This is a genomic window from Porphyrobacter sp. ULC335, assembly GCF_025917005.1.
Lineage (GTDB): Bacteria > Pseudomonadota > Alphaproteobacteria > Sphingomonadales > Sphingomonadaceae > Erythrobacter.
On sequence record NZ_CP078091.1, the window covers coordinates 1,824,084 to 1,836,371 of the forward strand.

At 63.7% G+C, this 12,288-nt stretch carries 15 protein-coding genes; 14 read left to right on the forward strand and 1 reads right to left on the reverse strand.

Translation table 11 applies throughout. The features are described from left to right. Positions 1 to 16 precede the first annotated feature (16 nt). Complete coding sequence (locus tag KVF90_RS08655; protein ID WP_264394463.1) at positions 17 to 1,453, reverse strand: sigma-54-dependent transcriptional regulator; 1,437 nt, start codon at positions 1,451 to 1,453, stop codon at positions 17 to 19. 302 nt (positions 1,454 to 1,755) lie between these two features. Between KVF90_RS08655 and KVF90_RS08660 the strand changes: the two genes are divergently transcribed. The 14 genes from KVF90_RS08660 to KVF90_RS08720 all read left to right on the forward strand — a co-directional run bounded on the left by KVF90_RS08660 (position 1,756) and on the right by KVF90_RS08720 (position 12,261). Continuing rightward, positions 1,756 to 1,878 carry a hypothetical protein gene (locus tag KVF90_RS08660; RefSeq protein WP_264391189.1) on the forward strand — a complete coding sequence of 41 codons (123 nt, stop codon included), beginning with the start codon at positions 1,756 to 1,758 and terminating at the stop codon, positions 1,876 to 1,878. 12 nt (positions 1,879 to 1,890) lie between these two features. Continuing rightward, positions 1,891 to 3,012 (forward strand): NAD(P) transhydrogenase subunit alpha, encoded by a 1,122-nt coding sequence (locus KVF90_RS08665; protein WP_264391190.1) that lies wholly within the window; start codon positions 1,891 to 1,893, stop codon positions 3,010 to 3,012. Positions 3,013 to 3,016: 4 nt separating this feature from the next. Beyond that, positions 3,017 to 3,382 carry a PH domain-containing protein gene (locus tag KVF90_RS08670; RefSeq protein ID WP_264391191.1) on the forward strand — a complete coding sequence of 122 codons (366 nt, stop codon included), beginning with the start codon at positions 3,017 to 3,019 and terminating at the stop codon, positions 3,380 to 3,382. A 9-nt stretch (positions 3,383 to 3,391) separates the two neighbouring features. Continuing rightward, on the forward strand, positions 3,392 to 3,673 hold the full coding sequence (locus KVF90_RS08675; RefSeq protein ID WP_264391193.1) for a proton-translocating transhydrogenase family protein: 282 nt from the start codon (positions 3,392 to 3,394) through the stop codon (positions 3,671 to 3,673). A 3-nt stretch (positions 3,674 to 3,676) separates the two neighbouring features. Further along, entirely contained in the window at positions 3,677 to 5,221 is a 1,545-nt protein-coding gene (locus tag KVF90_RS08680) for an NAD(P)(+) transhydrogenase (Re/Si-specific) subunit beta (RefSeq protein ID WP_413676981.1), read from the forward strand. Beyond that, complete coding sequence (locus tag KVF90_RS08685; RefSeq protein WP_264391195.1) at positions 5,221 to 5,562, forward strand: hypothetical protein; 342 nt, start codon at positions 5,221 to 5,223, stop codon at positions 5,560 to 5,562. The genes KVF90_RS08680 and KVF90_RS08685 overlap by 1 nt, the downstream gene beginning before the upstream one ends. 89 nt (positions 5,563 to 5,651) lie before the next feature. After that, positions 5,652 to 6,593, forward strand: a complete 942-nt coding sequence (locus KVF90_RS08690) for a parallel beta-helix domain-containing protein (RefSeq protein ID WP_319641014.1) — start codon at positions 5,652 to 5,654, stop codon at positions 6,591 to 6,593. A 58-nt stretch (positions 6,594 to 6,651) separates the two neighbouring features. Continuing rightward, positions 6,652 to 6,849, forward strand: a complete 198-nt coding sequence (locus KVF90_RS17385; protein WP_319641015.1) for a hypothetical protein — start codon at positions 6,652 to 6,654, stop codon at positions 6,847 to 6,849. Next, positions 6,846 to 7,862: an SO2930 family diheme c-type cytochrome gene (locus KVF90_RS08695; RefSeq protein ID WP_264391196.1), complete on the forward strand. Its 1,017-nt coding sequence runs from the start codon at positions 6,846 to 6,848 to the stop codon at positions 7,860 to 7,862. Before KVF90_RS17385 ends, KVF90_RS08695 begins: the two co-directional genes overlap by 4 nt. Next, positions 7,859 to 8,842: an alpha/beta hydrolase gene (locus KVF90_RS08700; RefSeq protein WP_319641016.1), complete on the forward strand. Its 984-nt coding sequence runs from the start codon at positions 7,859 to 7,861 to the stop codon at positions 8,840 to 8,842. Before KVF90_RS08695 ends, KVF90_RS08700 begins: the two co-directional genes overlap by 4 nt. Before the next feature lie 91 nt (positions 8,843 to 8,933). Beyond that, a complete protein-coding gene (locus KVF90_RS08705; protein ID WP_264391197.1) occupies positions 8,934 to 9,638 on the forward strand; it encodes an aspartate/glutamate racemase family protein in 705 nt (234 codons plus the stop codon). 298 nt (positions 9,639 to 9,936) lie between these two features. After that, positions 9,937 to 11,100 (forward strand): deoxyguanosinetriphosphate triphosphohydrolase, encoded by a 1,164-nt coding sequence (locus KVF90_RS08710; RefSeq protein ID WP_264391198.1) that lies wholly within the window; start codon positions 9,937 to 9,939, stop codon positions 11,098 to 11,100. A gap of 7 nt (positions 11,101 to 11,107) precedes the next feature. Next, positions 11,108 to 11,815, forward strand: a complete 708-nt coding sequence (locus tag KVF90_RS08715; protein WP_264391199.1) for an NAD(P)H-binding protein — start codon at positions 11,108 to 11,110, stop codon at positions 11,813 to 11,815. Continuing rightward, positions 11,812 to 12,261, forward strand: a complete 450-nt coding sequence (locus KVF90_RS08720) for an ABA4-like family protein (RefSeq protein ID WP_264391200.1) — start codon at positions 11,812 to 11,814, stop codon at positions 12,259 to 12,261. The genes KVF90_RS08715 and KVF90_RS08720 overlap by 4 nt, the downstream gene beginning before the upstream one ends. Positions 12,262 to 12,288 lie beyond the last annotated feature (27 nt).

Here is a 12,288-nt window from a genome sequence, read left to right on the forward strand (position 1 = left end):
CGCTGGGCTAGGACGATCAGGCGGCGTTATCAATCCCGAGATCGCTCAGCTTGCGATACAGCGTCGAGCGCCCGATCCCCAAGCGTCGCGCCACTTCGGTCATCCGCCCGCGATAATGGCCGATGGCGAGGCGGATCACGTCAGCTTCGATTTCTTCGAGCGGGCGCAAGTTGCCGTCGGGCGTGTAGAGCATCACGCCCACGCCCTCATGCGCGCTCGCCACGGTGACGCTGCCCTGTTCGCCGAGCATTTCGCACAGCTGCGGGAAACTGTCGGCCGTAAGCGAATTGCCCTCGCAATAGACCGCAGCGCGGAACAGCACCGATTGCAGCTGGCGGACATTGCCCGGCCAGTCATAGGCGGCCAGCAGGGCAAGCGCGCTGTCCGAGACAGAGAGGTGGTTGAGCCCCGGTTGCTCGCCGATCCGCGCGAGGAAATGGCGGGTCAGCGCCGGAATGTCGCCGGTGCGGTCGCGCAGCGGTGGCAGCACGATCCGGGTCGCAGCCAGTCTTGCCGCAAGACCTGCATCGAACTGTCCGGCAGCGACCATCCGGTCGAGCCCGACATTGCTTGTCACCAGCAGGCGCACGTCCACTCGGAAACCGTAACTGGCACCGACCGGGCGGATGATTCCGCTGTCGAGCGCCTCGGCAAGACGTTGCTGTAGAACGGGGCTCAGACGGTCGATCTCGTCGAGGATCAGGGTGCCGCCGTCGCAATGCTGGAAGGCGCCGATCTGGCGGTCGAAAGCACCGGGAAAGGAGCCGGGTTCGTGTCCGAACAGAACCGAATCGACTGATCCGAGGGGTACGCTGGCAAGGCTGACAATCCGGAGCGGATCCTTGGCACGCGGCGAAGCGCCGTGCATCGCGCGCATCAGCATTTCTTTGCCGGTGCCGGTTTCGCCTTCGATCAGCACATGACCATGCCCGCGCGCGGCTTTGGCAGCCTGCGCCAACGCGGCGCGGAATTGCGGAGCGGTGCCGATCATTGCGTCGAAATCGAGGCTGGCCGACATTTTCTCGGTCAGCGGGGCGAGTTCGTCACGCGGGGATTCGCGGGTGGTGACCGTGCGCAGAGCTTCCATCAACCGGTCGGGGGAGACGGGTTTGACGAGGTAATCGCTTGCGCCCGCCCGCATCGCTTCGACCGCCAGCAATGGCGAGGCGCTGGTAGTCAGCATCAGGATCGGCAGGGCAGGGCGGCGGGATTTCAATTCGGCAATCAGCGCGCAGGCGTCATCGCCCGGCACCCATTGATCGAGCAGGATCGCGGAAAGCTGCATCCCTTCGCGCGTGCCGAGCATCGCGATCGCGGTTTCGGCATCGGGGGCGACAATCGTGCGCCAGCCATCGCGCGCGGCAATTGCGGTAATGAGCCGGGACTGCGCGGGTTCATCGTCAATCAGCATGACGATTCGCGCGTCTTCCTGCGCCTGGGGGAGGCAATCCATCTCTGCCATTAGTCTTGCCGCTTAGCTCCCTAGTTCGCCCGGGAACTGTCCCGAAATCGACATCAGAAGCCTGTGCATAGGGTGGGGAGGTAAAAACGTGATTAAGACTGTGCCGCGGCGGGACACCGAGCCGAAGGTACAGACTCGGGGGAAAGGCTTCGGCCTCTCACTAAAGGTGACTTGAGATAGCGTGCTTGCTTCGATACGGGAGCGGCATGGGCCACGTGCCCGGAACTTTCGACAACCATTCGGCAACCAATCGCGCATCAGCGCGTTCGGGTGCTCAAGGGGAATAAGAAATCATGACTGTTCACGACATGGAAAAGGCCACGGCCACCTACAGCGGGTTCATGGCTACGCTCAAATGGGCCGTGCCGGTTATCGCGGTGATTACCCTCGCCGTCGTCGCTGCGATCGCCAGCTAAGCCGGCGCCCTAGTGAAAATCGCCATCCTGAAAGAGCGCGCCTCGGGCGAGACGCGCGTCGCCGCCACGCCGGAAACGGTGAAGAAGTTTGCTGCTCTCGGCTGCGCGGTCGCGGTGGAGGCGGGGGCCGGGGTGATCGCTTCGATCACCGATGAAGCCTATGCCGAAGCCGGGGCGACCGTGGCCGACGCCAGTGCGACGGTGAAGGATGCCGATATCGTTCTCGGCATTCAGGCACCGGATCTGGCCATGCTGGGGGGCGCCAAGCCCGGTGCATGGGTGGCGGCGCTGTTCGATCCCTTTGCGGCGCGTGAGCGGGTCGATGCCTATGCTGCGGCGGGATACGAGGCGCTCAGCATGGAGTTCATGCCGCGCATCACCCGCGCGCAGTCGATGGACGTGCTGTCCTCGCAGTCGAACCTCGCCGGTTACAAAGCGGTGCTGGCAGCGGCGGATGTGTATGGCCGCGCCTTCCCGATGATGATGACGGCGGCGGGCACGGTGCAGGCCGCGCGCGCCTTCATCATGGGCGTGGGCGTTGCGGGCTTGCAGGCGATTGCCACCGCGCGGCGCCTTGGTGCGCAGGTCTCCGCGACCGACGTGCGCTCGGCCACCAAGGAACAGATCCAGTCGCTCGGCGCCAAGCCGATCTTCGTCGAGAATGTCGCGGGGATCGAGGGCGAGGGCTCGGGCGGCTATGCCACCGAAATGAGCGAGGAATACCAGAAGGCGCAGGCCGAACTGGTATCCAGCCACATCGCCAAGCAGGATATCGTCATCACCACGGCGCTGATCCCGGGCCGCGCCGCGCCGCGCCTGATCACCGACGCGCAGATCGCGACGATGAAGCCGGGCAGCGTGATCTTCGATCTTGCGGTAGCGCAGGGCGGCAATGTCGAGGGCTCGAAGGCGGACGAGGTCGTGGTCAAGCACGGTGTCAACATCATCGGCTTCTCGAACACGCCCGCGCACCTTCCCGCCGACGCCTCGGCTCTGTTCGCGCGCAACCACTACAATTTCCTCAGCGCCTTCTGGGACAAGGAAGCGGGCAAGCCCGTGCTCGACGAGGAAATCGGCAACGCCATCCGGCTGACGCAGGGCGGCAAAGTGGTCAACGAGAGGCTGCTCGGTTAAGCCGATGGGCCTGATCAACGCCACGGTCTGGGACGTCGAGGACGCCGCGTCAGATCTCTCCTATGCGCTGGCGCAAGGAGAGGCGGTGCGCTTCGCTTTCAAGCTGGTGCGCGATTCGATCCTTTTCACTGATCGCCGCATCCTGATGATCGACATTCAGGGGCTGACGGGATCGAAGAAGCGGTTCCTGACGATCCCCTATCGCGCGATCACCACCTTTACGCTGGAAAGCGCGGGCCACTTCGATCTTGATACCGAACTCACGCTGACCGTTTCGGGCAGTGCGCCGATTGCGTTCAATGTTAGCCGCGGCGCGGATGTGCCGGGATTGGTGACGCTACTCACCGAATATCTTGCGCCGGGGAAATAGGGGCGATCCATGGACTTCATTTCAATTCTCAGCATCTTCGTACTGGCCTGCTTCGTGGGCTATTACGTCGTCTGGTCGGTGACCCCGGCGCTCCACACTCCGCTGATGGCGGTGACCAATGCGATCTCTTCGGTGATCATCGTCGGTGCGCTGATCGCTTCGGCCGAGGCGGCTAGCCCGATTGCCCGATATCTCGGTCTTTTCGGAGTGGTGTTGGCGAGCATCAATATCTTCGGCGGGTTTGCGGTGACGCAGCGCATGCTCGCAATGTACAAGAAGAAGGAGAAGTAAGAGATGGACTTCTCCCTGCTTTCCGCAGCCGCATCGGGCGAAGGCGGCACGCCTGCCTGGGCGATGCTCGCTTACCTCGTTGCGGGTGTGTTTTTCATTCTGGCGCTACGGGGGCTTTCGAGCCCAGCGACCAGTCAGGCGGGCAACCGTTACGGCATCTTTGGCATGATCCTGGCGGTAGGGACCACGCTGGTTACGCATGTGCCAATGGCCATAATTCCGACAACGGCTGATGACTTTACAGCACCGGTAGAACGAGTTGTTGATTATTGGACCATCGCGCAGATACTAGCTGCGATCGCTATCGGTGCAGTAATCGGCGTCACAACCGCCCGCCGCATCGCTATGACTGCGATGCCCGAACTCGTCGCAGGTTTTCACTCGCTGGTTGGTCTGGCCGCCGTGGTGGTCGGCCTTGGCGCGTGGCTTGACCCGCAATCATTTGGGATTCTCGATCCGCAATCTTTCGGGGGCGCGGAGGGGGCGGGGCAGATCCTTGCGGTCAGCCGGATCGAACTTGGCCTCGGCATTGCCATCGGCGCGATCACTTTCTCGGGCTCGGTCATCGCTTTCCTCAAGCTTTCGGGCCGGATGAGCGGTTCGCCGATCATGCTGCCGGGGCGGCATGTCATCAACCTCGGCACACTCGCCGCGATCCTCGGTCTGATCGGGCTTTACACTGTCTCGCCGCAGGGCGGGGCGGGTGAGGGCTGGATGATCCTTGCGGTCGCGGTGCTGGCCTTCATCATCGGCTTCCTGCTGATCATCCCGATCGGCGGGGCGGACATGCCCGTGGTCGTTTCGATGCTGAACAGCTACTCGGGCTGGGCCGCCGCGGCGATGGGCTTCACGCTCGGCAATTCGGCGATGATCATCACCGGGGCGCTGGTCGGCTCCTCCGGCGCGATTCTCAGCTACATCATGTGCCGGGCGATGAACCGCAGCTTCATCTCGGTGATCGCAGGCGGCTTCGGCGCAGCGCCTGAAGCTGGCGGAGCCGGCGGTGCGCGCGAACAACGTCCCTACAAGCAGGGCAGCGCGGAAGACGCCGCCTATATGCTCGAACAGGCCGAGAAGGTCATCATCATCCCCGGTTACGGGATGGCGGTGGCCCAGGCCCAGCACGCGCTGCGCGAGATGGGTGACAAGCTCAAGGAAAAGGGCGTGGAGGTGAAGTATGCCATCCACCCCGTCGCAGGGCGCATGCCGGGCCACATGAACGTGCTGCTGGCCGAGGCATCGGTGCCTTACGATGAGGTCTTCGAGCTGGAGGACATCAACTCCGAGTTCGCGCAGTGCGACGTTGCCTTTATCATCGGCGCCAACGACGTGGTGAACCCCGCGGCCAAGACCGACAAGTCCTCACCCATCTATGGGATGCCGGTGTTCGATGTCGACAAGGCCAAGCAGGTGTTCTTCATCAAGCGTTCGATGGGCGGCGTCGGCTATGCCGGGGTCGATAACGACGTCTTCTACATGAACCAGACCGTCATGCTGCTGGCCGACGCCAAGAAGATGGTCGAGGAAATCGTCAAGTCGCTCGACTGATGAAGAAGCTCATTATCTGCCTTCTGCTGATCATCCTGCTGGGGGCGGGGGCGGTATTCACCGGCCTCGCCAACCCGCTGATCGAATGGCAGGTGAAGAGCGCCCTTACGCAATCCGGCATCGGTGAAAAGCGCGCCGGATGCATGGCCGAACGCATGGTGGACCGGCTGACCGTTCCTCAGCTTTGGAAGCTGCGACAGGGCATGGCACCGCAGGCGGGCGAGCCCGAGGAAGGCTACGGCCTCGGCGAACTCGTCAAGCGCCTGCGCCGCGTCGATGATGGCGAGGCGGTCGCCGTGCTAACCACCTCCGCGGGGCTGTGCGCGATCGGCATCGGCTGACGTTTTTGCCCGCCTACCGCTGCGCTGCTTGAGGCGCTTGCTTTTGCTCCCCCGCATGCGTCACACTGCGCATGGAGAGGGAGAATATCATGAACCGACTGGCTCTAGCCGCCGCATTGCTCGCAACTGCCGCGCCGCTCGCCGCAGAGACCCACCGTGTCGCACCGGGCGAGGGCGCAGGCGAGCGCTTGCAGGAAGCACTGATCCTTGCCGTGCCCGGTGATGTGGTGGAACTGGGCGAAGGACGGTTCACGCTCACCGACGGGCTCAGCCTCGATGTTGACGGCGTTACTGTCCGCGGCGCGGGGATGGACAAGACCATCCTCGATTTCACCGGCCAGCAGGGTGCGGGCGAAGGGTTGCTCGTCACGTCCGATAACGTCACCCTGCATGGCTTCGCGATCGAGAACCCCAAGGGTGACGGGATCAAGTCCAAGGGCGCGGACATGATCGTCTACAACTCGATCCGCGTCGAATGGACTGGCGGGCCCAAGCCGACCAACGGGGCCTACGGCATCTACCCGGTCGAAAGCACGGGCGTGCTGGTGACCCGCTCGAAGGTGGTGGGCGCGTCGGACGCAGGCATCTACGTCGGCCAGAGTCGCGACATTACGGTGCGGGGCAACCTCGTCGAATACAACGTCGCCGGGATCGAGATCGAGAACAGCCGCAACGCGCTGGTGACCGAGAATATCGCCACCCATAACACCGGCGGTCTGCTGGTGTTCGACCTGCCCGGCCTGCCGGTCATGGGGGGCGGCAATGTGATCATGCGGCATAATGTGGTGAAGGATAACGACACCCCCAATTTCGCGCCCCCGGGCAATATCGTCGCCTCCGTGCGGCGCGGCACGGGCGTGCTGGTGATGGCCAATGATGGCGTGCTGATCGAGGAGAACGCCTTCGAGGGCAACGCCACGGCGCATGTCATGGTGATCGCCTATACCCAGCCCTTCGATGATGCGCGTTACAATCCCTACGCCCGTAACGTGATCGTCGGCCCCAACGCCTTCGGGCGCGGGGGGGGATGATCCGCAGCTTGATGGCAAGGAGGCGCTGCTCGAAGCCTTCGGCGGCGCGCTGCCGCCGGTGCTGTGGGACGGAATTGTCGAGGACGGCAATGGCCTGCGCATTGCCGAGGGGGTGACCGGCTGGACGCTCAACCTGTCGAAGCCCGGCCAGAGCCTAGCTGAAGCCCGGCCCGGTCCGCTGACCCTGACTCCGCTTGAGTCCTGGGAATTCCCCGAGGTAGGCGCGCCTGCGGAACTGGAAGCGCGGCTGAAGTGAGGCGCGGTGCGGGCCTCCTCGCGCTCGCTTGCGCCACGCTCGGCGGCGCGCTGGCACAGGCGACGGTGCTCGAACCCGCGCCGGTCAACGACGCCGCGATCACCAGCGCGGCCTTCCCCAAGAACCTGAGCGAATACGCCTTCTTTCAGGACGGGCGCGGGCTTGATCCGGCGGCACGGGTGTATCCCTATGCTCTCAACACCCCGCTTTGGTCGGACGGGGCAGACAAGCTGCGCTTCATCTATTTGCCCGAAGGCACGAAACTGGTCGCTGACGGAGAGGGCTTGCTTAAGTTCCCCGTGGGTGCGGCGATCATCAAGACCTTCGCTTTCGGTGAGGGCGAGGAGCGCCGCCTGATCGAGACCCGCGTGCTGCTTCACCGCGCTGATGGTTGGGTGGCGCTGCCTTATCGGTGGAATGCCGAGCAGACCGAAGCGACGCTGGCGCTGGCAGGCGGCCGGGTCGAACTTACGACGCCTGCGGGGGAAGCGATTTCCTATGCCATCCCGAACAAGAACCAGTGCAAGTCCTGCCACGGCAAGGATGGCCAGGTGATCCCCATCGGCCCGAAAGCCCGTAATCTTTCGGTCAAATGGATGGGAGACATGTTCAAGGCGGGCAATCTTGACCACCTGCCACCGGGCGGCGCGACGATGCCGGTGTGGGCGGGCTATACCGCCAACAGCCCCGCCGCGCCCTTCGCCCGCGCCTATCTCGATGTGAACTGCGCCCATTGCCACCAGCCCGGGGGCGGCGCGTCCAATTCCGGCCTTGATCTGCGTTGGGAGCAGCATGATCCGCAAGCCTACGGCATCGGCAAGCGCCCGGTCGCGGCGGGGCGCGGTGCGGGCGAATATGATTTCTCGATCGTCGCCGGACACCCGGACGAATCGATCCTGCTCTACCGGATGAACAGCGCCGAACCCGGTATCGCCATGCCCGAACTCGGTAAGTCGAGTATCGACAAGGACGGCGTGGCGGTGGTGCGGCGCTGGATTGCGGAGATGAAATGATGAAATGGGTCTGGCGCGGATTGCTTGCGCTTCTGGCGGTGCTGGTGATCGCTTTCCTCGTCTTCCGCACGCCGGACACGGACGCTGGAGAAATGCGCGCCAAGTATGGCGGGCCGCCATCGCAGTTTGTGACGATCGGTGACGGGGTGACCGTGCACCTTCGTGACGAGGGGCCGAAGGATGCGCCTGCAATAATCCTGCTCCACGGATCGAATGCCGATCTGCACACGTGGGAGCAGTGGGTGCAGACTCTCAAGACGAAGTACCGCGTGATCCGTTTCGACCAGGTCGGTCATGGTCTCACCGGTCCTGATCCCAAGGACGATTACAGCCGCGACAATTATGTCGCCGATATTCTCGAGGTGGCCGACACGCTTGACCTGAAGCAGTTCGTCCTCGGCGGCAATTCGATGGGCGGCAAGCACGCGCTCGCCTTTGCCGCGGCGCACCCCGAACGCCTAACCGGCCTTGTGCTGGTCGACGGCAGCGGCGGGCCGATGCTGAAGCTGGACAACAAGAAAGACGATGACAGCGGCAATATCGGCTTCACCATCGCCCGGATGCCGGGGGTCAACTTGCTGGTCGAACAGATCACCCCGCGCAGCCTGATTGCGCAGAGCCTTGAGCAATCGGTTTCGGTGAAATCTGTGGCGAGTGAGGCCGCTGTCGACCGCTACTGGGAACTGCTCCGCTATCCCGGCAACCGCCGCGCGACGCTGAAGCGCTTTGGCTATCCCTATGACCCGCTGTCCGAAGCACAGATCGCCGCTGTGGCAACGCCGACGTTGATCCTGTGGGGCGAGGAAGACCGGATCATTCCGGTCGAAGCCGGACAATGGCTCGCCAATGTGCTGCCCAACAACCGGCTGGTGACCTACCCCAAAATCGGCCATCTGCCCCACGAAGAGGCGGCAGCGCAGACCCTTGCCGATCTGGAACCGTGGCTCGTGCAGCACGCCTCGCCGCCAAAATCCGAGTAAGTCGCCGCCGCGCAGCTTGATCTCTGGACGCGCGGCGCGGTTGCGCCTTAGAGTTGTTCGCACTTGCACACTGAATCGAAGGGGCACCCGTTTGCGTAAACTCGGGATCATCGGCGGCATGAGCTGGGTGTCGACCGCGACCTATTATGATCGCATCAACCGCATCGTCCAGAAACGCGCCGCACCGATGGCGAGCGCCCCGCTGCTGATCGAAAGCCTCGATTTCTGCCAGCTTTATGCCTTGGTGGAAGAGCGTGACTGGCAGCGTGCGGCCAGCGTTCTGATTGATAGCGCCCGGCGGCTTGAAGGGGCAGGGGCCGAAGGCCTGATCATCGGCGCCAATTCGATGCACCGTCTTCATGACGATGTCGCCGCATCGGTGAACATTCCGATCCTGCATATCGCGGAATATGTCGGGCTCGCCATGAAGCGCGCCGGCAAGACCAGTGCCGCACTGCTCGGCACCCGCAATGTCATGACCGAAAGTTTCTACCGCAAGCGTCTGGTCGCCCATGGCATCGATCTGCTGCCGCCCAACCTTGCCTATGTCGAGATGCTCGACCGGATCATCTATGACGAGCTGATGGTTGGCAAAGTCACGCGTGAGGCGGAGCGGACGCTGAAGACAATTATCACCAACACCGCTCAGGAAGGGGCCGAGGCAGTGGTGCTGGCCTGCACCGAGCTTGATCTGGTGGTGGACGTTGATGCCAACGTTCTTCCGATCTTCGACAGCACACGCATTCATTGCGAGGCCGCTGCGGACTGGATTCTTGAGCAGGAAGTCGTGAATTAGCCCTCCTCTCGTCCGCTCGGGCGGGCGTCTTGCCGCATTGCAGCATTGCACGGGGTGCAACAGACGATCTTTGCACCTATCTCGCCCGCGGATTTTGTCACGGAAACGATAAAGGCATAATCCGGGTCTTCGGGTCGCACCGACAGGCCCTTGGGGCCGCCTTCCTCCCCCCCAATCACCGGAGGGCGGCCCCATAATTTCCTCAGCCGATCCTGATGCTATCCTGCCGAATTATGTGGTGTTCCCGACCCGTTCCGGTTGAGAAGCGCGGCCTGCTCGCCTAATCGCCGGAACCGTGATGAACCGCGCCATCTATGCTGCTGATCCTGAGGCCCACGGGCCGCGTGAGTTCGGCGGTGCCTCCGGGGGCGAACGCCGCGGCCCGCGTAGCGCCTTCCAGCGTGACCGTGACCGGATCGTCCATTCGATGAGTTTCCGGAGGCTGAAATCAAAAACGCAGGTGTTCATTGCACCTGACGGCGATCATTATCGCACCAGGCTCACCCACAGTCTCGAAGTTGCGCAGATCGGCCGGGTGATCGCCCGCGCACTCGCGCTCGATGAGGATCTGACCGAGGCGCTTTGCCTCGCGCATGATCTGGGCCATCCCCCATTCGGCCACGCGGGGGAGGCTGCACTTTCAGACGCGATGGATCGGCATGGCGGCTTTGATCACAATGCGCAGGCGCTGCGTACGGTGATGCGGATCGAGTGCCCCTATCCGGAATATGACGGCCTCAACCTCACATGGGATCTGCTCGAAGGCCTCGCCAAGCACAATGGCCCGGTCACCGCGCCGAATTGGGCGCTGGCCGAACTTGATCATGCTTTCCCGTTGATGCTTGGCACATGGCCATCGCTCGAGGCGCAGGTGGCGGCGGTGGCCGATGACATCGCCTACGACAACCACGACATCGACGATGGCTTGCGTGCGGGGTTTCTCCAGCTTGACGATCTTCTCACGCTCGATTTCCTCGCAGACCAGTGGCGGACGGTCGAAAAACGCTTTCCCCATGCCCCGCGTGAGCGTCTGCTGCGCGAAATGATACGCGACCAGATCGGGATGATGGTGAACGACGTGATCGACCACACTTCGGCGCAGGTTAAAGGCCTGCGTTCGGTCAGTGATGTGCGTGAAGCAGGGCGGCAACTCGCGGGCTTCTCGCCAGCGATGGCCGCGCAGGAGCGGCGGCTGAAGGCCTTCATGTACGAACGCCTCTATTACCACGCCGAACAGGTCTCGGCAGCCGAGCGTGCGCGTGATGTGGTCGCTCGGCTGTTCGCTGCCTACGCGCAGGACGCCCGCCTGATGCCCGCCGACTGGCAGGCGCGCCTGCCCGATCGCGAACCGCACCGCGCGCGGGTGATCGCTGATTTCATCGCTGGGATGAGCGACCGGTTTGCCATGCAGTCAGTAAGCCAGATCTACGGCGAGCGGCCGTCGGGGCTGATCAATGTATGAGCCGCGGGTGAGCGGACCTGTGCGTATCGCGCTGGTCGGGGCGACCGGGCTCGTGGGACGTCGGGTGATCGAGATTGCCAGCGCGGGCGATGATGTCCGCATCCTCGGCATTGCCCGGCGCGAGGCACCGCTGCCGCCCGCTGCGCGGATGGAAATGTTCGTGTCTGAACCGGACAAGTGGGGCGATGTGCTCGATGCGGTGCGCCCGCGGGCGCTGATTTGCGCATTGGGCACAACCTGGAAGAAGGCAGGGCGCGACGAAGCGGCGTTCCGGGCGGTAGACCATGATCTGGTGCTCGCCACCGCAGAGGCCGCCAAGCGGGCCGGTGTTCCCAATATGGTGATGGTCAGTGCTGCGGGTGCCGACGCCCGGTCCAAAAGCTTCTACATGCGTGTGAAGGGCGAGACCGAGGACGCGCTGTCACGGATCGGCTTCAAGCGCCTGGACATCCTGCACCCCGGCTTGCTGCGCGGTGAGCGTCAGGGCGATTTGCGCTTTGCAGAGCGCGCCGCGCTGATCGCCGCACCGCTGATCGATCCGCTGCTGACGGGTTCGTGGGAACGCTATCGCTCGATCGACGCAGGGCTGGTGGCCGAGGCCGCGCTCGGCCTTGCGCTACGCCGGGCAGGCGGGCGCTTCACCCACGACAACGAGGCGATGCGGCGCGCTGCACGCGAATGGCGCCGCGTTGGCGAGACCGGAGATGCGGCATGAGCTGGGCATTCATTTTCAGTGCGGTGAATATGCTGGCACTGGTCGGGTGGGTCGCGCTGATCCTCCTGCCGCGTTGGCCGGCGCTGCTTTCGGCGGTGTTATACTTGGGCGTGGGCCTGTTGTGCCTGGTCTACGCCGCCGGGCTGATCGGGGTGGTGAGCGGACTCATCCCCAATCCGGGCGGCGGCGGAGCCGACTTTTCGACCATCGCGGGTGTGCGGGCGATCTTTGCCAGCGACGCAGGGGTGACAATCGGCTGGACGCATTACCTCGCCTTCGACCTGTTCGTCGGCCTGTGGATCTCACGCGATGGGGATGCGAAGAACATCTCGCGGTTTATTCAGGCGCCCGTGCTTTTCGCCACGCTTATGGCCGGACCCTTGGGACTTGGCATATGGCTTCTGCTCCGTGAGCCCGCAGCGCGCAGGCAAGGGCGGTTTCGCTAAAACGCGGCTGGACCGGCGCAGGGCAAT

Excerpts from the sequence above, each read along its gene's own strand:
- KVF90_RS08655 (WP_264394463.1), bottom strand. The coding sequence starts at position 1,453 with ATGGATTGCCTCCCCCAGGCGCAGGAAGACGCGCGAATCGTCATGCTG.
- KVF90_RS08680 (WP_413676981.1), top strand. The coding sequence starts at position 3,677 with ATGGACTTCTCCCTGCTTTCCGCAGCCGCATCGGGCGAAGGCGGCACG.
- KVF90_RS08675 (WP_264391193.1), top strand. The coding sequence starts at position 3,392 with ATGGACTTCATTTCAATTCTCAGCATCTTCGTACTGGCCTGCTTCGTG.
- KVF90_RS08690 (WP_319641014.1), top strand. The coding sequence starts at position 5,652 with ATGAACCGACTGGCTCTAGCCGCCGCATTGCTCGCAACTGCCGCGCCG.
- KVF90_RS08710 (WP_264391198.1), top strand. The coding sequence starts at position 9,937 with ATGAACCGCGCCATCTATGCTGCTGATCCTGAGGCCCACGGGCCGCGT.
- KVF90_RS08700 (WP_319641016.1), top strand. The coding sequence starts at position 7,859 with ATGATGAAATGGGTCTGGCGCGGATTGCTTGCGCTTCTGGCGGTGCTG.
- KVF90_RS08720 (WP_264391200.1), top strand. The coding sequence starts at position 11,812 with ATGAGCTGGGCATTCATTTTCAGTGCGGTGAATATGCTGGCACTGGTC.
- KVF90_RS08660 (WP_264391189.1), top strand. The coding sequence starts at position 1,756 with ATGACTGTTCACGACATGGAAAAGGCCACGGCCACCTACAGCGGGTTC.
- KVF90_RS08670 (WP_264391191.1), top strand. The coding sequence starts at position 3,017 with ATGGGCCTGATCAACGCCACGGTCTGGGACGTCGAGGACGCCGCGTCA.
- KVF90_RS08685 (WP_264391195.1), top strand. The coding sequence starts at position 5,221 with ATGAAGAAGCTCATTATCTGCCTTCTGCTGATCATCCTGCTGGGGGCG.